Source organism: Noviherbaspirillum aridicola, assembly GCF_019656455.1.
Lineage (GTDB): Bacteria > Pseudomonadota > Gammaproteobacteria > Burkholderiales > Burkholderiaceae_D > Noviherbaspirillum > Noviherbaspirillum aridicola.
On record NZ_BPMK01000001.1, the window covers coordinates 155,443 to 175,329 of the forward strand.

A 19,887-nucleotide genomic window follows, 5' to 3' on the forward strand; every position below is an offset into this window, starting at 1 on the left:
GCATCGACGGCCCGTGGCCGGGCGAAGAACACTTCCGGTGATGCGGTGTCTATCCGGTTCCACCGATCAAGGAGCGTCCGATGCCCGATGCCATCATTGCCGGCGGCGGCCTGGCCGGCCTTGCCTGCGCGGTTGCGCTCGCCGACCGCGGCCTGCAGGTCGCCGTGCTCGAACGCGGCGGGCGGCTGGGCGGCCGCGCGGGCAGCTGGCGCGACGACGTGAGCGGCGACATGGTCGACATCGGCCCGCATGTCGTGCACTCCGAATACCGCAACATGCTGGCGTTGCTGCAACGGCTCGGCACGCGCGAGCTGATCCAGTGGCAACCCGAGGAAGTGATCGCGCTGGCCACCGCGCCGGGCCCGATGCCGCTGGGGCATTCGCCGCTGCCGCCGCCGCTGAGCCTGATCCCCGGCCTGCTGAAAGCGCCCGGCCTGCGGCTTCGCGATCATCTCTCGATGGCCATTCCCACCTGGCGCGCGATGAAGCTGCTCGAGGAAGACATCGGCGCGCTCGATGCGCAGAGCGCGCTCGACTTCATGCGCCGGTCCGGCGTGAGCGAACGCATGATCGAGTGGTGGTGGAAGTTCGCGGCGATGGTCGTGACCAACGTACCGCTGGAGCGCTGTTCCGCCGCCTCGCTGCTGCGCATACACGGGCAGCTCAGCGGTTACCGGCGGCTGCATTTCGGTTTTGCGGCGGTCGGACTCGGCGAGCTTTACGCGGAGCAGGCGGCGCGCGTGATACGCACGGCCGGCGGCGAGGTGCGGACCGGCTGCGCAGTGCGTGCGATCGAGGCCGGCGGGCGCGCCCCGTCCGTCGTGCTGGCGGACGGCACCCGCCTGCATGCCGGGCACATCATTTCCGCGCTGCCGCCGCACGAGCTCGACAGCGTCCTGCCCGCCGAATGGAAGCGCGCGGAGCCGTTCGCCTCGCTCCGCAGGTTCGAGCCGAGTCCCTATGTGTCCTGTTACCTCTGGTTCGACCGGCCCGTGATGCCGCGGCGCTTCGTGTCCCACCTGTGGTCGCCCGCGCGGCTCAACTACGACTTCTACGATCTGAGCAGGATACGGCGGGGCTGGGAGGGCAGGGCTTCGGTGGTGGCGACGAACATCATCTACAGCCATCGGGTACATCACCTGGGCGACGACGAGATCGTGCGGGCCACGGTGGCGGAGCTTGCGGAGTTCGCGCCGGCGGCGGCGCAGGCCCGGCTGGTCCACGCGAGAGTGCACCGCATCCCGATGGCGATACCCTGTCCGGTGGTGGGATTCGAACGCATGCGGCCGGCCACCCGCACCCGCGTGCCCGGCCTGATCCTCGCGGGCGACTGGGTGAAAACCGGTCTGCCGTGCACGATGGAGAGCGCGGTCATGTCGGGCATGCTGTCGGCGGAGGAAGTGCTGGCCGCGCTCGGCAAGCCGCAGCGTCTCGCCCGGCCGCCGCGCATGCCCGACGGGCTGTCGGGGCTGGTGCGGCGCGCCGCCCGCGCTTATCGCGGTTCAGGCGGCGGCCCTGGGCGCTGACGGAATCAGGCTGCCATCGCATCCATCGACGCACGCCGTGCTTCCGCGCGCACGCGGGCGCGGGAGGGCGGCAGGCGGCGCAGCGTGCGCAGCGATTCCAGGTCGTGGATCTGGATGGCCTTCTGATCGACCGAGATCACGCCGATCGCATTGAAGGCGGAGAAAGTGCGGCTCACCGTCTCCAGTGTGAGGCCGAGGTAGCTGCCGATTTCTGCGCGCGTCATGCGCAGGTTGAACTGCGTGCCGGAATAGCCCATCTCGGCGAAGCGCTGGGACAGGTAGACCAGGAAGCGCGCGACCCGGGCTTCCGAGGTCAGCGAGCCGAGGGTGCTGATCATCGTCTGCTCGCGCACCAGTTCGCGGCACATCACCGCATGGAAGGCGGCTTCGAGGCTGGCATGCGTCCGGCCGAGCGACGTCAGGATCTTGAACGGCACCAGGATCACGTCGCAGTTGGTCAGCGCCACCGTCTCGGTGCAGTACTGCTTGCCGTGGATGCCGTCGATGCCGAAGATGTCGCCCTTCATCGGGAACGACAGCACCTGCTCGTTGCCCAGCTCGTCGATCATCACCGTCTTCAGGAAGCCGGAGTTGACCACGTAAAGCATGTCGAAGGGCTGGCCGATGGTGTGAATGCGCTGGCCCGCCTTGAACTGCACATGCTGGAACTGGAAGCTGTCCTCGACCACGGCCTCGGCGATGCCGACCAGCGAGCAGAGGTCGCTCATCGTCGACCAGAGTTTCGGCTGGCGCGACCAGTTGGCGCCGGCGGGGGACGGCATGGCGAGAGAGACGCGGGCTTGAGTCGAAGTGTTTGCGGTCAGCATTTGTTTTTTCCTCTTGGAGATGCCTGATTGGATTGCGTTGAATTATCAACGTCCGGCAATGTTCCGACTATCAGCGTAAGGCTGAACTCGCGTGTCGGAAGAATGCCTGCGATTCGGGCATTTCCTACGCGCGCTTGAGCCGTCTCAAGCGCGATGCAAGGCGGAAAAACAATATGCAGCCACCCCGTTGCTCATGCGGTTTTGCCCGAGAGGAAATCGCGTATCCGTTCCGCGCGCGCCTGCACGAGGGCAGTCCTGCCTGCCCCGGTGACCGCCGACGACGCGAGATGCTGAAGCTGTACCGGCACGCCCGCGCTCTGCAAGCCGCGGCCATAGAGTTTCGCCTCGTCGCGCAAGGGATCGTCATGCGCGGTGAGCAGCAGGCAGGGCGGCATGCCGGCGAGCCTGCGCGAGCGCAGCGGCGACGCATACGGATGGTTGAAGTCGCCCGGGCGCACGATATAGCTCGCCCACGCCTGCCGCGCCGGATGATCGCCGGCCTCGCGCAGCGACGGCGTGGCCTGGGCGGGATCGAGCAGCGGCGAAATCAGCACCTGTCCCGCGAGGCGTCTCGTTTTCGCGCGGTCGAACAGGCGGTCGCGCGCGATCATCGCGAGCGACGCGGCCAGGGCCCCGCCCGCCTGTTCTCCGCCGATGTACAGGCGCATCGGATCGATGCGCAGCGCCTTCGCATGTTCCGCCACCCACGCCAGCACAGGAAAGCAGGCTTCCAGGGTATGAGGAAACACCGATGCCGGCGCCAGCGGATAACCGACCGTGACCACGGTCGCGGTGTCCGACAGCGCGCGGGCGATCGCGGTCGCGTCGTCCTGGCTGCCGCTGGCGAAATCGCCGCCGTGAAGATAAACGAGTGCGGGGTGGGCGCGCGACCGCGGACCCCGGTAGATGCGCAGCGGCAGCGAGCCGCCCTGCGCGGGACAAAGCAGCTGCAGCTCGCCCTCGTTGGCGGCTGCGGGGATGGTTTCTGGGTTGGCTCGCACGGCTGTTCCTTGTTGGAGGTTCGGTGATGACAGTCTAGGTATCGGAGCGGCGGCGATAAACGCGCCGATCGGCGCACCGCTGTTCCCGGAATGGTGATGACGGCGCGGAGGCCCGACAAAAGGAAAGCGGGCCTTTCGGCCCGCGTTCGTTGCGCTTGCGCATGCTCAGGCGGTGCGTACCGCCGGCGTGGCCGTACGGGCGTCGAGGCTGAAGGCGCCCGCGCCGAAGGCGGCGACCTGCAGCAGGCCGCCGGCCATCGCGAAGTTCTTCAGCAGATGGATCAGCTGGTTCTGGTCACCGATCGCGTTGTGGAAGACCAGGCCGGTGACGATCGAGAAGGCGGCCAGCAGCAGCGCGACGAGCCGGGTGCGGTAGCCGAGCACCAGCAGCAGGCCGGCGCCGACTTCGACCACGATCGCCAGCAGCACGCCGAGCGCCGGGAACGGCAGGCCCATCGCGGCGATATAGCCGGCGGTCGCCGCGGGGGCGGCGATCTTGCCGACGCCGCTGATGAGGAAGATCGCGGCCAGCAGCACGCGGCCGATCAGGGGGAGGGTGGAATTCTGCAGGTTCAGCTTGTTCATGGTGATGCTCCTTTTCTTGAAAGTGATAGGGGTGGGCTTGATCGGCGCCGGAAGAAAGCCCGGTGGGTGTTCAAGCGTCGATGAAGCAAGTGTAGACATCATCAGTATCGTGATAAACAGATAAGCACAACCATCACAATTCACACAATGATGATAATTGCCGTTCGCAGCGCCCGGGTATCGCGCGCCCGCCCGCCCGAAGGCAAAAACGCCGCGCAAGCGCGGCGTCGTCCGTTCGGGCGGGGCGTATCAGGGCAGGTACCTCAGTCGGCCTCCACCGGATAGCCGGCCTGGCGCCAGGCGTCGATGCCGCCGAGCAGCGGCCGCACCCGGCCGACGCCGGTTTTCATCAGCATGCGGGCGACCTGGGCGGCGGAGGCTTCGTCGGGGCAGGCGCAATAGACGATCACCTCGCGCGCCAGCTGCGCGGCCGCCGCCTCGCCGCGCGAGAGCTTGCCGGCGACGAGCAGCGCGCCGGGGATGCGTCCCTCGCGCTGCAGTTCCGGCGCCCGCACGTCGATCACGAGCGGCTGCTCCTGCTGCTGCAGCAGACCGTGCAATTCCTCCACCGTGATGCGCTGCGCCCGCAGCGAGCGGGCGAAGCGGCGCCGCCGCCACCACCTGGCGAGGCCGTAGGACGCCAGCACGACGACGATCAGCAGCAGGCCGCCGGTCCCGACCTGTTCCAGCGTATGCAGCAGCCATGCGATATCCGAACTGAAGCCGGCGCCGAGCAGGACGGCCGAGCCGACCCAGAGCAGCGAGCCGATGCCGTCGAACAGCAGGAACACCGGCAGGCGGATGCCGCTCTTGCCCGCCAGGGCGGCGGCAAGCGAGGCAAAGCCGGGAATGAACTTGGCCGCCAGCAGGGCGTGCGGCCCCCAGCGGTTGAACAGATTCCTCGTCTGGCGGATGCAGGAATCGGGCGACAGCGAGATGCGGCAGAGCAGCGCCATCAGCTTCTGGCCATGCCGGCGCCCGGCGTAATACCAGCCGAGATCCGCGGTCAGCGCCGCGGCGACCGACACCAGTACCAGCAGCGGCGTCGACAGCCGGCCGGCATCGGCGACCGAGCCGGCCACGACCAGCGTCGGATAGGCAGGCAGGGGCAGCCCCGCCTGCTCCAGCAGCACATTCAGAAACACGGCGGCGAGGCCGTAATGCTCGATCCATTGCAGCAGGAGTGTCATGGCGATCCCCTCGTGGCCGGTGTTCAGGACAGACGCAGGCCGGATGCGGCCAGCAGGTCGAGCGCCGCGTTCCAGGCGACCTGGATGCCGGCGCACAGCAGGATGAAGGCGAACAGGCGGCGGACGACGACGGTGCCTGCCTCGCCCAGCAGGCCGACGATGCGGCTGGCGTGCCGGTAGAACAGATAGATGACGGCGACCGTGACGGCCAGGCCGAGAATCGATCCGGCGACCGATGCCGCGCGGTCGTACAGGTCGCCGGGCTCGGTCGCGCCGAGCGTGATGGCGGCGGCCAGGCTGCCCGGTCCGGCGGTCAGCGGGAAGCTGATCGGATAGAAGCTGCGCGTCTTCACCAGGGATTCCGACCAGGCATTGCCGGCCTGGGCGCCCGTTCCGGCGGCGGCTTCGTTCAGGAAGCACCAGCCCGCGGCCGCGACCATCAGGCCGCCGCCGAGGCGTACCGCCGGCAGCGTCACGCCGAAGAAGGCCAGCACCTGCGAACCGATCAGCATCGCGCCCAGCAGCAGGAAAAGGCAGTTCAGCGCCACCTGCCGCGCCAGCCGGCTTTCCAGTTCGGGGCCGGCGCCGGCCGCCGCGCTCGCGAAGACCGTGGCATTGCCCAGCGGATTGAGTATCGGCAGCAGCGTCAGCGGCACCAGAAGCGCGGCCTTCAGGAAGAACATGTCCATGGTCTCGTCCCCTTTCAAGTTGATGCGCCCAGTGTAATCAGCGGGAAAAGCGGGATAAACGAGCATGAGTGTGCTGCAGTATCACGATGAGGGGAATAATCGTGATTGTCATCGTTGAAGGAATGGTGATGGCCGGGAAGGCGGGTTTATCCTGGCGAACGGGGCGCCTAGACTGGGTTCGGACAGCAGGGAGACATGCGCGAACGCCGCGCAGAACATGTGCGAATCCCGACTAGGAGCCAGAAATGAACATCCCCGTACAAGAAACCTTCCCCGCCGCCGGCAGGAGCCTGCTCGGCCTCGCTTTCATCGTCGATGCCGCGATCAGGCTCGATCCCGCCGCCACCCTGGCCGCGGGCGATGCCTACCTGCGGCTCGGAGCGGCCGCCTCCGCCGCTGCCGCCGGCGCCGGACTGATCGGCGGCTGGCTGCTGATCGTCGGCTGGCGCACCCGTGCCGCCGCGCTCGCGCTCGCGGCGCTGCAGATCGTCGGCGTCTGGCTGAGCCTGACGGCGGGGCTCGCCCCCGAGATGTCGGTACCTGTCCTGAAGGACCTCGCGCTGGCCGGCGGCCTGCTGCAGGTGTTCGCCTTCGGCGCCGGCGACCACAGCCTCGACGAGGACCTGTCCCGCAAGCGCGGCCGCCGTCCGCGCCTACAGCCAGCCTATGCGCTTGAGCCGGCGATGCAGCAGCACGCAGGCACCGGCGAGTCCGCTCATTAGGAGCGGATAGCTCCATTGCCACTCGAGTTCGGGCATGAACTTGAAATTCATCCCGTACAGGCTGAACACCATGGTCGGCACGGCGAGGATACCGGCCCAGCCGGCCAGCCGCTTGACCACCTCGTTCTGGCGTATGGTGATCTGCGCGAGCGCCACCTGCATCGCGGCGTTGATCATCTCGCGCATGCGGTCGGCGTCCTGGGTGATTCTTTCCACATGGTCGAGGATGTCCCGGTAGTAGACGCGGGTTTCGCGCGGGATGAGATAGCCGTGGAATCGCAGAAGCTGGTTGCAGATATCGATCATCGGCGTGGCCGCGGCCTGCAGCTTGAGCAGTTCGTTCTTGAGCAGGTAAAAGGACTCCAGTCCGTCGTCGGTCTGCCGCGGCACGAACAGCTGGCGCTCCAGCCGGGTGAAGCGCGCCCGCAGGTCGTCCATGCAGGGCCGGTACTGGTCGACGATGAAATCGGCGATCGCATAGAGGACGAAGCCCGGCCCCCTGGCCAGCCGTTCGGGCATGGCCTCGACCCGCTCGCGCACGCCGCTGTAGCTGCTCGACGGACCATGGCGCACGGTCACGACGAATTGCTGGCCGACGAAGATGTGGGTTTCGCCGACCTCGATGCGGCCGTTCTCGAGATGCGCGGTATGCAGCACCAGGAAAAGGCTGTCGCCGTACTCCTCCAGCTTCGGCCGCTGATGCGCGTTGCTCGCATCCTCGATCGCCAGTTCATGCAGGTGGAATTCCTCCTGCATCTGCCTGAGCTGCGCCTGTTCGGGATCGTGCAGCCCGACCCACACGAACGTCTCCCTGTCGCCGAGGACATCGCTGATTTCCTCGGCGCTGAGGTCGCGCAGTTTCCTGCCCTGGCGGTAGGCGGAGCAGTTCACGATGGCGGACGGACTGGACATGGAGGTTTCCTCGACGCGATTGACGGACGGCACATGGTAAGGCCATGGAAGCGGCCGGGTATTGTCGGAGTTCACATGTGAGGGCGCGCCGCAATTCCCCGATTTTCGCGAACCAGCCGCTTTTGCTCCTGCTCAAACCCCTGTATGCGGGCGCGGCCGATGACGGCCGGAAATCAACTCAATGGAGAGACAACATGGACGAACAGTTGCGACAGGCGGCAATCGAATATCACCGTGCCGCTCCCCGCGGGAAGGTATCGGTGCAGCCCACCAAGGGCCTGACCAATCAGCGCGACCTGGCCCTGGCCTATTCGCCCGGCGTGGCCGCCGCCTGCGAACTGATCGTCAGCGATCCGCGCGAAGCCGGCAACATGACCTCGCGCGGCAACCTGGTGGCGGTGGTCACCAACGGCACCGCCGTGCTGGGGCTGGGCAATATCGGGCCGCTCGCGGGCAAGCCGGTGATGGAGGGCAAAGGCTGCCTGTTCAAGAAGTTCGCCGGCATCGACGTGTTCGATATCGAGATCAGCGAGACCGACCCCGACCGGCTGGTCGACATCATCGCCTCGCTCGAACCGACCTTCGGCGGCATCAACCTGGAAGACATCAAGGCGCCCGAGTGCTTCTACATCGAGCGCAAGCTGCGCGAGCGGATGAAGATACCCGTGTTCCATGACGACCAGCACGGCACCGCGATCATCGTCGCCGCCGCCGTCCTCAACGGCCTGCAGGTCGTCGGCAAGGACATCGGCAGTGCGCGGCTGGTCGGTTCCGGCGCCGGGGCGGCGATGATCGCCTGCCTCGACCTGCTGGTCAAGGTCGGCCTCGCGCCGGAAAACATCACCATCAGCGACAGCAAGGGCGTGGTCTACACCGGCCGCTCCGAATCGATGGACCCGAGCAAGGCACGTTATGCCCGTCCCACCGAGGCACGCACCCTGGCCGACATCATGGACGGCGCCGATATCTTCCTCGGGCTGTCGACCGCCGGCGTGCTCAGGCCGGAGATGGTCGAACGCATGGCGCGCGATCCCCTGATCCTCGCGCTCGCCAATCCCGAGCCCGAGATCCGGCCCGAGGCGGCGAAGGCCGTCCGCCCCGATGCGATCATCGCCACCGGCCGCTCCGACTATCCGAACCAGGTCAACAACGTGCTGTGCTTTCCCTTCATCTTCCGCGGCGCGCTCGACGTGGGCGCGACCGCGATCAATGAAGACATGAAGATCGCGACCGTGCACGCGCTCGCCGAACTGGCGCAGGAAGAACAGTCCGACGTCGTCGCCACCGCCTACGGCGACCGGCGCATGAGCTTCGGCCCGGATTACCTGATTCCCAATCCCTTCGATCCGCGCCTGATCGTGAAGATCGCGCCGGCGGTGGCGAAGGCGGCGATGGACAGCGGCATTGCCGCCACGCCGATTCCCGACCTGGCGCTCTACCGGCAGCAGCTGACCCATTACGTCTACCGCACCGGGATGATCATGCGCCCGGTATTCTCGGAAGCGAAAGAAGCGGACAGGCGCGTGATCTATGCCGAAGGCGAGGACGAGCGCGTGCTGCGGGCGGTCCAGGTCGCGGTGGACGAAGGCCTCGCGCGGCCGGTCCTGGTGGGCCGGCCGGACGAGATCGCCGCCAGCATCCGGACGCTCGGCCTGCGCATCAGGCCGGACAGCGACTTCGAACTGGTCGACCCGACCGGCTATCCGCTTTATGAGGAACTGCACCAGGACTACTACCGGCTGATGGAACGCAAGGGCATATCGACGGAAGACGCGCGGCTCGCGCTGCGCCGCAACCGGACGCTGATCGGCGCCATGCTGATGCGGCGCGGCGAGGCGGACGCGATGTTGTGCGGCACCTCGGGCGCCTACGGCGGGCATCTGCGCGACCTGGTCGACGTGATCGGCATGCGCGAAGACGCCGGCACGCTGGCGGCGATGAATGCGCTGCTGCTGCCGGACCGCACCATCTTCGTCTGCGACACCTATGTCAACGCCGATCCCGACGCCGGGCAGATCGCCGCCATGACATTGCTCGCGGCCAGCGAGGTGCGGCGTTTCGGCCTGATTCCGCGGGTCGCGCTGCTGTCCCATTCGAGCTTCGGCACCGCCGACACGCCCTCGTCGCGCAAGATGCGGACCGCGCTCGGCATGATCCGGGAGCGCGCCCCGGATCTGGAGATCGAGGGCGAAATGCCCGGCGATGCCGCGCTCTCGCTCGGGCTGCTGAAGCAGACCTTTCCGAACGCACGCCTCACCGGCGACGCCAATCTGCTGATCATGCCGTCGCTCGACGCGGCCAACATCAGCTTCAACATGGTCAAGATGGTGGCGGGAGGCGGCATCACGGTCGGCCCCATCCTGCTCGGCCTGGCCAGGCCCGCGCACATCCTCACGCCGACGGCGAGCGTGCGCCGCATCGTCAACATGACGGCGCTGGCGGCGGTGAAGGCGGCGGGAAAAGCGGAGCAGGGCGGCGCGGCCGGCTGAGAGCCGCCGGCCGTCGCGCAGGGACGCGGACGCTCAGCGCCGGACCGGCTCGGCCGCGAACTCGATGCGGCTGCGTCCCGCCTTCCTGGCGGCGTGCAGCGCCTTGTCGGCGGCTTCGATGATGGCGCCGGCGTCCTCGCGCTCGGCCTCGAGGCGCGCGATGCCGATGCTGACGGTATAGGCCGGCACATCGTCGCGGCGCACCTCGGCGGCCGCGTCCATGATGCGCTGCCCCACCGCCTGCGCGCCCTCGGCCGACGTATCGGGCAGCATGACCAGGAATTCGTCGCCCCCGTAGCGGCCGATCGCATCGTTGCGGCGCAGGGACTGTCTTGCCTTCGCGCTGAAATCGTCGATCACGCGGTCGCCGGCCTGCTGCCCGTGCTGTTCGTTGATCGCCCTGAAGTCGTCGAGGTCGATCATCAGCACGGACATCGAGCGCTTGCCCGATCTGGATTCGGCGATCTCCCTGTCGAGCAGCGCGAGAAAGGCGTCCCGACGATATACGCCCGTCTGCTTGTCGCGCATCGCCAGCGATTCCAGCTTGCGGTGAAGCTGGCGGTTCGCCATCAGCAGGAAGCCGACGCTGAGGGCGACGATGGAAAACGAAAACGTCGCCATGTACACCTGGTGCACCGGCGTGGCATCGATCTGCGGCCGGGTCAGGGAAGGCGATTGGGAGATGGCGATGAGGCAGCGGGCGAGCATGATGCAGGCCGTGGCGGCGAACACGCCGCCGGTGAAGCGTTCGGCGAAGCCCTTCTGCTGAAAGCGGTAGATCGCCACCGCGCACGCGCCGAACAGCAGCGTGAGCACGCTGCTCATGATGATCAGCCGGCTGCGGTAATCGTCATCCAGGAACGTCGCCGGAAACATGGCCAGCGCGGTGAAGCCGAGGAGCAGCGCGAGCGGTCCGTCGCGGCGCGGCAGTCCGCCGAAGGCCCGCACGCTGCCCTGCATCGCGGCGACGCCGGCCGCGACCAGCAGGTTGGGCACGAAGCTGGACAGGAAAACCGGCAGCGCGCCATAGGTCGCGAACAGCACCGCGCCGGCGGCCATCATCGTGCAGGCCCAGCCCCAGCGGGCAAGGCCCCTGATCTCGCGCGGGAAGCTGGAATGCAGGACGAAAAAAATGAACGCCCACAGCATGCCGAAGGCCGCGGAAATCACGATGAAGGAACGCGGTTCGACTCCCAGCACGGTAAACCCTTGTTGTTGCCAGCAATGTAAGCGATGCGAATGCCAGGGATTTCCCCTGGCGATTAAAGAATTGTAATAGGGAAACTTCTCGGGAGTAAAGGAATGAACAGGCCGATGACCGTTGCTCACATTCAATTTGTAAGATTTGCGCAGTGCAGCAGGTATTCCTTATATTTCATGCGCATGACACGGTGGAATAAGGCTGCGACGCGTTTGTGCGGTGCGGCACGGAAGCTGCTAGTCATGGCCACACGTCTCACAGTAAAGGAAAGACCATGTTTGAAAAGCAAGCACATGCCAGCCAGGACCAATGGGATGCTCCCCCGGTTCCGCTTGAGGAACTGCCGGAGGGACTGATCGCCGACGAGATCTGAAATTGATCACCCGTCGCGGGGCTGGCCATCGCCGGCCCCGCAGGCGTCCCCTTCGTCACACTCCCTCCGCAAACCTCACCGCGCCGCACCTCACCCGTATTCGCAACTGCCGACGCCGCGATAGTCCCCGCCTCAGACCGTCGTTCGGCGCTGGCCGACGCCCGCGTCTTCCTCCGCCTCGGCCGGCATGGGCTGCCCCCTTCGCGGCCGCCGCACGGCGCGCACCTTGCCGCTCGGCCCGCCGCCGCAATAGAAGAGACCGTCGCCGTCGGACTCGAGCCCGCTGACGCCCGCGCCGCGCGGCATCTCCAGGCGCGCGAGGACGGCGCCGCTCTGCGGGTCGATGCGGCGTATGTCGCTTTCATCCCCATCCCAGGTCCCGTGCCACAGTTCGCCGTCGACCCAGGTCACGCCCGTGACGAAGCGGTTGGATTCGATCGTGCGCAGGATGGCGCCGGTCTCCGGGTCGATCTGGTGAATCTTGCGGTCGCGGTACTGGCCGACCCACAGGCTGCCTTCCGCCCAGGCGAGGCCTGAATCCATGCCCTGTCCGGGCGCGGGGATCGATGCCAGGACCTCGCCGGTGGCGGGATCGATCTTGTCGATGCGCGCCTCGGCGATCTGGTAGAGACAGGTGCCGTCGAAGGCGGTGCCGGCATCGCAGGGCCGGTCGAGCGCGTGGACGGTCTCGCCGCTGGCGGGATCGATGGCAAGCAGGCGCGTACCGGTGGCCGCCCACACGCGGCGGCCGTCGTGGCTGATGCCCGCTATCGGCCCGGCGCCGGGAAAGGGGCCGTACTCCCGTACGATTTCCGCCGGACGCACCGGCGCTTCAGGTCTGTCTTTGGTCTTGCTGCTCATGGTTTGCTCCTGGTGTTATGCGCCAGGGCCTGGCGCTGCAAGAGAACTCTATACATCCGCCGCCGCGCCCGGGAGTAACAAGATCGTCGTGAATCCGGCCAGCGGCGGCGCCAGCCAGCGGCGCGCGCGCGCCCGTCCCACCGACCGTACCCGGCCGTCGGCCTCGAGTTCGGCGAGCGCGCGCTGCACGGTGCGCTGGCTCGCGCCGAGCGCCAGCGCCAGGGCGGAGGTGGACCATGGCGCGCCGTCGGACAGCAGCGCCAGCAGGGAGGCCTGCTCGCCGTCGATCGGCGGCGTCAGCAACACGACTTCCCGTTCGCCATGCGGCCGCAGAGCGAAGCCGCGCGGCGTCGCCTCCACGCCTGCCATCGACGCCACCAGTGCGCGCAGCCGGCCGATTTCCACCCTCAGCCTCGCGCGGTGGGTGTCGTCCGGATGACGGGTGCGGAACACGCAGGCGATCAGGGCATCCCTGTCGGCGTCGGCGGGCCATGCCTCGGCGAGGCAGCGCGCCAGCGCGAACAGCACCGGCCGCCGCGCCAGCGGCCGCCATGCGTCGCCGACACCGAGTCCGCGGCGGCAGGCGTCGACCACCAGCGCGTCCGTGTCCAGCAGCGCCGACACCTCGTCGAGACGCAGCATCCGTTCGCCGGCGGCATGGAAGCGCCGGGCCGCCGGGCGGTCGAGCACGGCCCGCAACTCGGCCACCTCGGCCATGAGCGCCGGCACGCCGGCGCGCGCCGCCGCGTCGCGCGCGCGGTCGAGCGCGGCGCGTGCCACGCCGGTATGCAGCGCGCGCAGCGCGAGTTCGGCGCCGGCGACGTCGGCCACCGCCGCCAGCGCCGGTGGCATCGCATGCAGGTCGAGCCGCGCGAGCGCCGTGCCGGCCTCGGCGAGGCGGCCGAGCAGCAAGAGCCGTCGCGCCGCGACGAGACGTGCATGCAGCGCATTGGCGCGATCGGCGAGCGCGTCGAGCGTATCGGCGGCGGCCATCAGCGAACGCGGCGAACCGGTGAGGTCGCGCATGGCCAGTGCCACCTCGGCTTCCGCCACCATGCAGCGTGCGCGGGCCAGCTGTTCGCCGGCGCCAAAGCCCCTTGCCGCGCGGCGAAGCAGCTCCCTCGCGCGCGCGTGTTCGCCGAGCTGGGCCATGGCGATGCCGCGCAGCGCGAGCGCCGGGGGATCGTCGCGCAGGGCGACGCGTTTCAGCGCGCCGAGCGCGTCGCCGGCGGCCAGCGCGCGTGCCGAGGCCGTAATGAGGGAATCCATGGCGAGAGCTTACACGCTTCCATCGCCGGCACTTCTTCCCGGACAGAAGAGGGCACCCCAGCCGGAGGAGGCCCTCAAACAAGTGCCGCCTGCCGCTGTCAAAGCTCGTACGACACAACAAGGACCCGAGCATGAAAACATTCCTGATCAGCACCCTGCTGGTGCCACTGGCGGCGCTCCCGGCGACATTTGCCCACGCTCAAATCAGCGGCACGTCCGACATCGATCAGCAGGGCAGTTCCCGTCCGGTCTACGGACAGAATCCACAGAGCAGCAAGATGACGCCGGGAGGCTCCAGGGGCGAGGCGGCAAGAGAAGGCAAGGCCGGCGTCCTCCCCGGCAAGAGCAGCGGCGGCCCCGAGCGGAACGATGCGGCAACCGGCAGCGGCCGCGGCGACACCGGCGCAGGCGAGCGCGCCTCGGCAGGACAGACCGGTAGCGCGGCGGCGGGCGGCGGACAGAAATGACAGCCATGTCCGGCGCGCCGTGTGCCGCGCCGCCGAATCCGAAAAGGAAATGAATTTCTCGCGCGGCCCGCAGTCCTCACCATGAGGCCGGCGCCTGCCGGCCATGGTGAGGACTGCGGACAAGCAAGGAGAATGCGATGCAAGAAGACGACTCGAAGAACCGCGCCGGGGAAACGGACGACAAGACAAAGCCCTCCGGGCCAGCCACGCCGGCCAATGCGGTCGGCGGCGGCGCGGCGACCGCCGGCCAGCCCTATGACCAGGTCGGCGGCGCCGTCCTCGGGCAGGCGCCCGGGCAGGGCAACACCGGCACCGGCGCGCCGCCGGCGGAGAAACGCGCGCCCGACCCGCAGGACCGGCGCGACGGCAGCGCCTGAGGCGTCGCGCGCCGTGACCGGATCAGGGATGGCGGCGTCCGGGCGCGCGGTTCACCTCACGCTGACAGCGACCCGTTTGCGCCCCTTGGCCCGCCGGTGATTGATCACCGCGCGGCCACCCTTGGTGGCCATCCTTGCGCGAAACCCGTGCGTGCGGACTCGGCGCACGACCGAGGGCTGATAGGTGCGTTTCATGTTGCCTCCTTGCCTGGTGAAGAATGCCGGCGTCAGGTTCTGAACCGACGCTGAATCGACCACACATCGCGCGCCGAATTCAACACCGCCCGCCGCCCGCGCGGCCCGCGACAACAAGGACAGCACGAGATGCCACAGATTAAGGCACTGGCCAGAACCGCCGGCAAGCCCGAGGACGACCAGTCCCCGCGCCGGCGCGAGATCCGGCGCGTCGCCCAGGTGCATGGCTGCAAGCCCTGCCTGCTCGATCCGTACACCGGCAGGCTTCGCGAACTGGCGGTGGAGACGCCGGGCTTTTATGAACAGGACCCGCTCTGCTGGGTGAAGCATGTCCGGTTCACCCTGCCGGCGACAGCGCGCCGTCCCGAATCCTGGCCCTGCCTCGTGCGTGTGCCGCTGCAGCTGCCGCAACCGCGCACGGAATCCGACTGCGCCGCGCTGACCGGACAGGTGGGCGGGATGCTGGCCGGCAGTACGTCCGCGGAACTCCTGCCTGTAATCGCCGCGCGGATCGACGACCTGTTCAGCGTCTACGGCGAGGACCTGACACCGAAGGAAGCGAAAAATCTTGCCAGCGCGCTCAGGGGCGTGCTGGCGCGTGGCGTCTGGCGCGACGATGTGCTCAAGAGCGGTTTTGTCCGGCGCATGCTGGCCGGCCCGCTGCGCGAGACGCTCGACCGCATCGACGCCGGACGGGCGCAGGCGCTGCTGAAACTGGAGGATTATCCGCAGGCATTCCCGCTCGCGCGCCGCCTGGGCCGAATCCATCATCTCCACCTCGGGCCGACAAACTCCGGCAAGACGCATGCCGCGCTGGAAGCACTCAAACAGGCCCGGTCCGGCGTCTACCTGGCGCCGCTCAGGCTGCTGGCGATGGAAGTGCGTGACCGCCTCGTCGCGTCCGGCGTGCCCTGCACGCTCGTGACCGGCGAAGAGCGCATCCCGATGGAGGGGGCCGCGCACACCGCATGCACGATAGAGATGCTCGATCCCGACACGGAAGCCGAAGTCGCGGTCATCGATGAGGTTCAGATGCTCGCAAACGAACAGCGCGGCGCCGCGTGGACGGCGGCACTGGTCGGCGCGCCGGCCCGCCATGTCTACCTGTGCGGCGGCACCGAGGTGAAGGCCGCCTGCATGAAGCTCATCGATGCGCTCGGGGAGCAGGCGGTCGAGGTCGCGTTCGAGAGAAAGACAGCCCTCGTGACGGAAGAAACGCCCGTGTCGCGCGATGCGGGCGGCATCCGTCGCGGCGATGCCGTCATTGCCTTCAGCCGTCGCGACATTCTCACGCTCAGCGCCCGGTTGCGCGGCAATGGCTTCCGGGTTTCCACCATCTATGGCGCGCTGGCGCCCGAAGTGCGGCGCACCGAGGCCGCCCGCTTCCTGTCCGGCGAGTCCGACATCGTCGTGGCCACGGACGCGATAGGCATGGGCCTGAACCTGCCGATCCGCCGCGTCGTGTTCTCCGCTTCGAAGAAGTTCGACGGCAGCATGCTGCGTCCGCTCACGCCCGTCGAGGTCGCGCAGATCGCGGGGCGCGCCGGGCGGATGGGCATGTATGAGCAGGGCCATGTCGGGGCATTCGAGCAAGCCGGTCTCGATCACATCCGCGAGGCCTTGTCCGCGCCTCCGCAGCCCTTCGAAGGCAAGCTGCGCATCGCGCCCGGCCTGTGGCAGATCACTGCCTTGCGCGAGATCCTGCAGACACCCGAAATCGGCGCGCTGCTTGCGTTCTTCGCCGAACGGATCGCCATCCGGAGCCCGCTCTTCGTCACGGCTTCCCTGCGCGAGGCGATCGCACTTGGCCACCGGGTCGACGCGCTGGCACCGGACCTGCCGCTGGCGGAAAAGTTCGTCTTCAGCTGCGCGCCGGTGTCACTGGACTCGGCGGCGGAAGCGGGCTATTTCGATGCCTGCCTGCGCGCGCACCGGCAGGGCGCGGCGATGGCGCTGCCGGATGAACCGGCATGGCTCGGACAGGCGGGCGCGCTGCATCTCGAAGCGGCCGAGATACTCGGCAAGCACCTCAGCCTGTATGCCTGGCTCGGCTTCAAATATCCGAGGAGCTTCCCGCAGGGCGACCGGGTGCCGCCACTGCGCGCCCGGGTCAGCCGCTACATCGAGCAGGCACTGCTCGCGCAATCCGGTTTCGATACGACGACGGCCGAAGCGCGGGCGCTTCGCCGGCTGACGGGGCATGACGATGAATACGACTGGTGAGATGCCGCGTCGTACCGTGTGCATGTCGCGCCCGCACGTGCGATGATTTCCGCGGCGGCCGCGACGGCATGCCCATGAGCAGCGTGATACCGACCTGATGAGGAAAGAACGATGGAAGAACAGCGCAACGACAAGATCCCCGCCACGCTTATCGCCGGCGACGGCATCGGACCGGAAGTGACGAAGGCGACGGTCGCCGTACTCGACGCCCTGGGCGCCCCCTTCGAGTGGGACGAACGCAAGGCCGGCATGAGCGCGGTGAACGACGGCGGCGACCCGTTGCCGTCGGCCACGCTCGACAGCATCCGGCGCACCCGGCTGGCGCTGAAGGGGCCGCTCACGACCCCGGTGGGCGGCGGCTTCCGCTCGGTCAACGTGCGCCTCAGGGAAGAGTTCAAGCTCTATGCGAATCTGCGTCCCGCGAAGACCATCATCCCGGGCCGCTACGACAATATCGACATCGTGCTGGTGCGGGAGAACATCGAAGGCTTGTACGTCGCCCATGAACATTTCATCCCCGTCGGCAACGATCCGCGCGCGGTCGCGGTCTCCACGGGCGTGAACACGCGCGACGGCTGCCGCCGCATCGCCCGTTTCGCCTTCGAATACGCGGTCAGTCACGGGCGCAAGAAGATCACCATCGTGCACAAGGCGAATGTGCTCAAGGCGCTCACCGGCATCTTCCTCGAGGCGGCGAGGGAGGTGGCGACCGAGTACGCGGGACGCGTCGAGGTCGATGACCGCATCGTCGACGCCTGTGCGATGCAGCTCGTGCTGAATCCCTCGCAGTTCGACATGCTGCTGTGTACCAACCTGTTCGGCGACATCCTCTCCGACGAACTTGCCGGCCTGGTCGGCGGCCTCGGGCTGGCGCCGGGCGCCAACATCGGCGAGCATGCGGCGATCTTCGAGGCGGTGCATGGCTCGGCGCCGGACATCGCCGGCAAGGGCGTGGCCAACCCGGTATCGCTGATGCTTGCCGCCGGCCTGATGCTGGAGCACGTGGGGCGCGCCGATCTCGCCGGGCGGCTGCGTCAGGCGATCTCGGTCACGCTGCTGGAGGACCAGGTGCGCACGCGTGACCTGGGCGGCACCGCCGGCACCGACGCATTCACCGCGGCGCTCATCAGGCGCCTCTGAAACGGGCCGCCGCCGGCGGATGCGCCGGCGTGTCCGGCCACCGCGGCGGCGGCGGAGGGCGTCAGTGGAGCTGGTGCTTGAGCGATGAGATGGCGTCGTGCGCCTGCACCACCGCGTCGTGCAGTTGCGGGTCGATGTTGTCGGCCTGCTTGCAGGCTTCCTTCGCCCGGTCCCCGATTTCCTCCATTCTTTCGATGCACTGCTGCAGTTCCTGTTCGCTGGTGCCGGAAGCGATGACCTGCCTGGCCTGGTCGGATTCCCGGTCGAGTTCGCTCAGGCAGCTGCGCAAGGCTTCGGGAACCTCGCCGCCGGCCTGGCAGGCCCGGGCGGCGTTGTCGATGCTGCGGGCGACCGCCGTGAATTGCTCCTGCATCTGTCCGGATTGCATGCTCGCTCCTTCAGGTTCGTACAAGGGACAGGTTTGGCTTCGGCGCCGGTGGAATGTTCCGGTGCGGTCCGGCCGGCGCCGGCGTTTTTTCAGGGCGTGACGGAATGCACGCGCTTGAGGCAGCGCAGCGCGAACGTGGAGCGGCTGTGGCGAATGCCCGGGATCTTGTAGAGCTTCTGGCGGAGAAACCGCTCATACCCTTCGGTACCCGATACCGCCACCTTGATCAGGTAGTCGTATTCGCCGGTGAGCAGATAGGCTTCGATGACTTCGGGCAGTTCGGCCAGCGCATTGCCGAAGCGGGCGAAGATCTCGTCATCATGCCTGTCGAGGGTGACCTCGATGATGACCGTGTCCGGCAAGCCCAGCGCGCGCTGGTCGAGGAGCGCCACATACTGGGTGATGAATCCCGCTTCCTCCAGCGCCTTCACCCGGTTCCAGCACGGCGTGGGTGACAGGTTCACCGCCTCCGCCAGCTTCTGGTTGCTCACGCGGGCGTCGCGGCTCAGTACCCGCAGGATCCTGCGGTCGATTTCATCAAGCTGGTTTTCCTTCATTGCAGGCTCTGCGCGGCTGGAGGTGGGGAAGGGAAGTTTATCCTGTAAAGCAGCGATATGAAAGGAGAACATTCTCTTCCGGCCTGCATGAGGCGAGGAGAAAAGAAGCATATTCCCGCAGGACGGCAGTAAGATTTATCCGTGCTCACGAGGCACCGACTGGCCGCCCGCTCCCGCCTTCCCCGACCCGGGGAAGGCGGAGACGCCTCCCCGCTCATCCCGATCCCCGTACGCGGTTCCGCCCAGGCTCGCCGCCGGCCGACGCGCAGACCTCACTGCCCGCAGTCGCCTATGCGATGCGTGAGTGCGCCGAGGTAGCGGTTCGACTTGTCGTAGTAGGCATAGCTGACGTCCAGCATCGCCAGCAGGCTGCGCTGGGCGGGGTCCTTGCACCAGGCATCCCTCTGCTCAGCCTTCATCCGTTCGATCACGCGCGGCGGCGGCTTCCGGATGTCGGCGAGGACCTTGTTCCGGTAGACCAGCCTCGGCTTCGATTTGCCCTGCACGCAGGCGACGCTTTCAAGGATGGAGTGAGAACTGAGCTGTTGCGGCAGATCCGCGTTCAGCCTCGCGGCGACCTGCCGGCATTCGTCGGGAGGCAGCCGTTCGGCCGCGGCGGGAAGCGCGAAGCACAGGCTCAGCGAGAAAATGAAGGCATGGCGCATGAGACTCCGGGGAAGGGGGGCGGCAGTCCGGCGACTGCGTTCAGGACATTCGACCGCCGGCTGGTGCGACTGTTCGGCGCCCGGCACTACGCTTGCCGCGCGACATGCGACAGCCGCCCGGGGAGCGGCCGCGCCAACTTTCCAAACCTTGGCTTTGCGCAAAACAGCGGGGAAGGCATCGCGCGATTGTCTGAACTGAATCGTCGACGAAGCATTCGCCTGCGCGGAAG

At 67.8% G+C, this 19,887-nt stretch carries 20 protein-coding genes; 7 read left to right on the plus strand and 13 right to left on the minus strand.

Translation table 11 applies throughout. The features are described from left to right. Positions 1 to 80: 80 nt before the first annotated feature. On the plus strand, positions 81 to 1,526 hold the full coding sequence (gene hpnE / locus NCCP691_RS00780) for a hydroxysqualene dehydroxylase HpnE (RefSeq protein WP_220806327.1): 1,446 nt from the start codon (positions 81 to 83) through the stop codon (positions 1,524 to 1,526). A gap of 5 nt (positions 1,527 to 1,531) precedes the next feature. Here the strand turns inward: hpnE and NCCP691_RS00785 are convergent, their stop codons facing one another. The 5 genes from NCCP691_RS00785 to NCCP691_RS00805 form a co-directional block, all read right to left on the minus strand. Next, positions 1,532 to 2,353, minus strand: coding sequence for a Crp/Fnr family transcriptional regulator (locus NCCP691_RS00785; protein WP_220806328.1), 822 nt, complete (start codon positions 2,351 to 2,353; stop codon positions 1,532 to 1,534). 191 nt (positions 2,354 to 2,544) lie between these two features. After that, on the minus strand, positions 2,545 to 3,354 hold the full coding sequence (locus NCCP691_RS00790; protein ID WP_220806329.1) for an alpha/beta hydrolase fold domain-containing protein: 810 nt from the start codon (positions 3,352 to 3,354) through the stop codon (positions 2,545 to 2,547). A 165-nt stretch (positions 3,355 to 3,519) separates the two neighbouring features. Then, positions 3,520 to 3,939: a DoxX family protein gene (locus NCCP691_RS00795; protein ID WP_220806330.1), complete on the minus strand. Its 420-nt coding sequence runs from the start codon at positions 3,937 to 3,939 to the stop codon at positions 3,520 to 3,522. Positions 3,940 to 4,202: 263 nt separating this feature from the next. Then, positions 4,203 to 5,129: a rhodanese-like domain-containing protein gene (locus NCCP691_RS00800; RefSeq protein ID WP_220806331.1), complete on the minus strand. Its 927-nt coding sequence runs from the start codon at positions 5,127 to 5,129 to the stop codon at positions 4,203 to 4,205. A gap of 23 nt (positions 5,130 to 5,152) precedes the next feature. Beyond that, on the minus strand, positions 5,153 to 5,818 hold the full coding sequence (locus tag NCCP691_RS00805; RefSeq protein WP_220806332.1) for a MarC family protein: 666 nt from the start codon (positions 5,816 to 5,818) through the stop codon (positions 5,153 to 5,155). Positions 5,819 to 6,063: 245 nt separating this feature from the next. On the opposite strand from NCCP691_RS00805, the gene NCCP691_RS00810 reads away from it, so the two are divergent. Beyond that, positions 6,064 to 6,540 carry a LysR family transcriptional regulator gene (locus NCCP691_RS00810; protein ID WP_220806333.1) on the plus strand — a complete coding sequence of 159 codons (477 nt, stop codon included), beginning with the start codon at positions 6,064 to 6,066 and terminating at the stop codon, positions 6,538 to 6,540. On the opposite strand, the gene corA is transcribed toward NCCP691_RS00810, so the two are convergent. Further along, positions 6,472 to 7,452: a magnesium/cobalt transporter CorA gene (gene corA / locus NCCP691_RS00815; protein WP_220806334.1), complete on the minus strand. Its 981-nt coding sequence runs from the start codon at positions 7,450 to 7,452 to the stop codon at positions 6,472 to 6,474. The genes NCCP691_RS00810 and corA overlap by 69 nt on opposite strands. A 194-nt stretch (positions 7,453 to 7,646) precedes the next feature. On the opposite strand from corA, the gene NCCP691_RS00820 reads away from it, so the two are divergent. Beyond that, a complete protein-coding gene (locus NCCP691_RS00820; RefSeq protein WP_220806335.1) occupies positions 7,647 to 9,941 on the plus strand; it encodes an NADP-dependent malic enzyme in 2,295 nt (764 codons plus the stop codon). Between the two features lie 33 nt (positions 9,942 to 9,974). On the opposite strand, the gene NCCP691_RS00825 is transcribed toward NCCP691_RS00820, so the two are convergent. The 3 genes from NCCP691_RS00825 to NCCP691_RS00835 form a co-directional block, all read right to left on the minus strand. Beyond that, positions 9,975 to 11,141, minus strand: a complete 1,167-nt coding sequence (locus NCCP691_RS00825) for a GGDEF domain-containing protein (protein ID WP_220806336.1) — start codon at positions 11,139 to 11,141, stop codon at positions 9,975 to 9,977. A 506-nt stretch (positions 11,142 to 11,647) separates the two neighbouring features. Further along, positions 11,648 to 12,376, minus strand: a complete 729-nt coding sequence (locus NCCP691_RS00830; RefSeq protein ID WP_238482251.1) for a Vgb family protein — start codon at positions 12,374 to 12,376, stop codon at positions 11,648 to 11,650. 48 nt (positions 12,377 to 12,424) lie between these two features. After that, positions 12,425 to 13,645, minus strand: coding sequence for an HTH domain-containing protein (locus NCCP691_RS00835; protein WP_220806337.1), 1,221 nt, complete (start codon positions 13,643 to 13,645; stop codon positions 12,425 to 12,427). A 131-nt stretch (positions 13,646 to 13,776) separates the two neighbouring features. Here NCCP691_RS00835 and NCCP691_RS00840 point away from each other — a divergent pair, with 131 nt between their 5' ends. Together NCCP691_RS00840 and NCCP691_RS00845 are read left to right on the plus strand one after the other, a co-directional pair. Continuing rightward, a complete protein-coding gene (locus tag NCCP691_RS00840) occupies positions 13,777 to 14,112 on the plus strand; it encodes a hypothetical protein (RefSeq protein ID WP_220806338.1) in 336 nt (111 codons plus the stop codon). Between the two features lie 137 nt (positions 14,113 to 14,249). After that, positions 14,250 to 14,489: a hypothetical protein gene (locus NCCP691_RS00845; RefSeq protein WP_220806339.1), complete on the plus strand. Its 240-nt coding sequence runs from the start codon at positions 14,250 to 14,252 to the stop codon at positions 14,487 to 14,489. A gap of 51 nt (positions 14,490 to 14,540) precedes the next feature. On the opposite strand, the gene rpmH is transcribed toward NCCP691_RS00845, so the two are convergent. Then, positions 14,541 to 14,684: a 50S ribosomal protein L34 gene (gene rpmH, locus NCCP691_RS00850; RefSeq protein ID WP_220806340.1), complete on the minus strand. Its 144-nt coding sequence runs from the start codon at positions 14,682 to 14,684 to the stop codon at positions 14,541 to 14,543. 129 nt (positions 14,685 to 14,813) lie between these two features. Between rpmH and NCCP691_RS21265 the strand changes: the two genes are divergently transcribed. Next, positions 14,814 to 16,907 (plus strand): helicase-related protein, encoded by a 2,094-nt coding sequence (locus NCCP691_RS21265; RefSeq protein WP_238482252.1) that lies wholly within the window; start codon positions 14,814 to 14,816, stop codon positions 16,905 to 16,907. 111 nt (positions 16,908 to 17,018) lie between these two features. Then, positions 17,019 to 18,047, plus strand: coding sequence for an isocitrate/isopropylmalate dehydrogenase family protein (locus NCCP691_RS00860; RefSeq protein WP_220806341.1), 1,029 nt, complete (start codon positions 17,019 to 17,021; stop codon positions 18,045 to 18,047). 61 nt (positions 18,048 to 18,108) lie between these two features. Here NCCP691_RS00860 and NCCP691_RS00865 read toward each other — a convergent pair whose 3' ends face one another. From NCCP691_RS00865 to NCCP691_RS00875, 3 genes are all read right to left on the minus strand, one after another. After that, positions 18,109 to 18,435, minus strand: a complete 327-nt coding sequence (locus NCCP691_RS00865; protein WP_220806342.1) for a hypothetical protein — start codon at positions 18,433 to 18,435, stop codon at positions 18,109 to 18,111. Positions 18,436 to 18,524: 89 nt separating this feature from the next. Further along, a complete protein-coding gene (locus tag NCCP691_RS00870; RefSeq protein WP_220806343.1) occupies positions 18,525 to 18,992 on the minus strand; it encodes an Lrp/AsnC family transcriptional regulator in 468 nt (155 codons plus the stop codon). A gap of 272 nt (positions 18,993 to 19,264) precedes the next feature. After that, positions 19,265 to 19,657, minus strand: a complete 393-nt coding sequence (locus NCCP691_RS00875; RefSeq protein ID WP_220806344.1) for a hypothetical protein — start codon at positions 19,655 to 19,657, stop codon at positions 19,265 to 19,267. Between the last annotated feature and the right edge of the window lie 230 nt (positions 19,658 to 19,887).

Excerpts from the sequence above, each read along its gene's own strand:
- NCCP691_RS00820 (WP_220806335.1), top strand. The coding sequence starts at position 7,647 with ATGGACGAACAGTTGCGACAGGCGGCAATCGAATATCACCGTGCCGCT.
- NCCP691_RS00840 (WP_220806338.1), top strand. The coding sequence starts at position 13,777 with ATGAAAACATTCCTGATCAGCACCCTGCTGGTGCCACTGGCGGCGCTC.
- NCCP691_RS00835 (WP_220806337.1), bottom strand. The coding sequence starts at position 13,645 with ATGGATTCCCTCATTACGGCCTCGGCACGCGCGCTGGCCGCCGGCGAC.
- corA (WP_220806334.1), bottom strand. The coding sequence starts at position 7,452 with ATGTCCAGTCCGTCCGCCATCGTGAACTGCTCCGCCTACCGCCAGGGC.
- NCCP691_RS00785 (WP_220806328.1), bottom strand. The coding sequence starts at position 2,353 with ATGCTGACCGCAAACACTTCGACTCAAGCCCGCGTCTCTCTCGCCATG.
- NCCP691_RS00870 (WP_220806343.1), bottom strand. The coding sequence starts at position 18,992 with ATGAAGGAAAACCAGCTTGATGAAATCGACCGCAGGATCCTGCGGGTA.
- NCCP691_RS00845 (WP_220806339.1), top strand. The coding sequence starts at position 14,250 with ATGCAAGAAGACGACTCGAAGAACCGCGCCGGGGAAACGGACGACAAG.
- NCCP691_RS00800 (WP_220806331.1), bottom strand. The coding sequence starts at position 5,129 with ATGACACTCCTGCTGCAATGGATCGAGCATTACGGCCTCGCCGCCGTG.
- rpmH (WP_220806340.1), bottom strand. The coding sequence starts at position 14,684 with ATGAAACGCACCTATCAGCCCTCGGTCGTGCGCCGAGTCCGCACGCAC.
- NCCP691_RS00795 (WP_220806330.1), bottom strand. The coding sequence starts at position 3,939 with ATGAACAAGCTGAACCTGCAGAATTCCACCCTCCCCCTGATCGGCCGC.
- NCCP691_RS00875 (WP_220806344.1), bottom strand. The coding sequence starts at position 19,657 with ATGCGCCATGCCTTCATTTTCTCGCTGAGCCTGTGCTTCGCGCTTCCC.
- NCCP691_RS00830 (WP_238482251.1), bottom strand. The coding sequence starts at position 12,376 with ATGAGCAGCAAGACCAAAGACAGACCTGAAGCGCCGGTGCGTCCGGCG.
- NCCP691_RS00865 (WP_220806342.1), bottom strand. The coding sequence starts at position 18,435 with ATGCAATCCGGACAGATGCAGGAGCAATTCACGGCGGTCGCCCGCAGC.
- NCCP691_RS00805 (WP_220806332.1), bottom strand. The coding sequence starts at position 5,818 with ATGGACATGTTCTTCCTGAAGGCCGCGCTTCTGGTGCCGCTGACGCTG.
- hpnE (WP_220806327.1), top strand. The coding sequence starts at position 81 with ATGCCCGATGCCATCATTGCCGGCGGCGGCCTGGCCGGCCTTGCCTGC.
- NCCP691_RS21265 (WP_238482252.1), top strand. The coding sequence starts at position 14,814 with ATGCCACAGATTAAGGCACTGGCCAGAACCGCCGGCAAGCCCGAGGAC.
- NCCP691_RS00810 (WP_220806333.1), top strand. The coding sequence starts at position 6,064 with ATGAACATCCCCGTACAAGAAACCTTCCCCGCCGCCGGCAGGAGCCTG.
- NCCP691_RS00860 (WP_220806341.1), top strand. The coding sequence starts at position 17,019 with ATGGAAGAACAGCGCAACGACAAGATCCCCGCCACGCTTATCGCCGGC.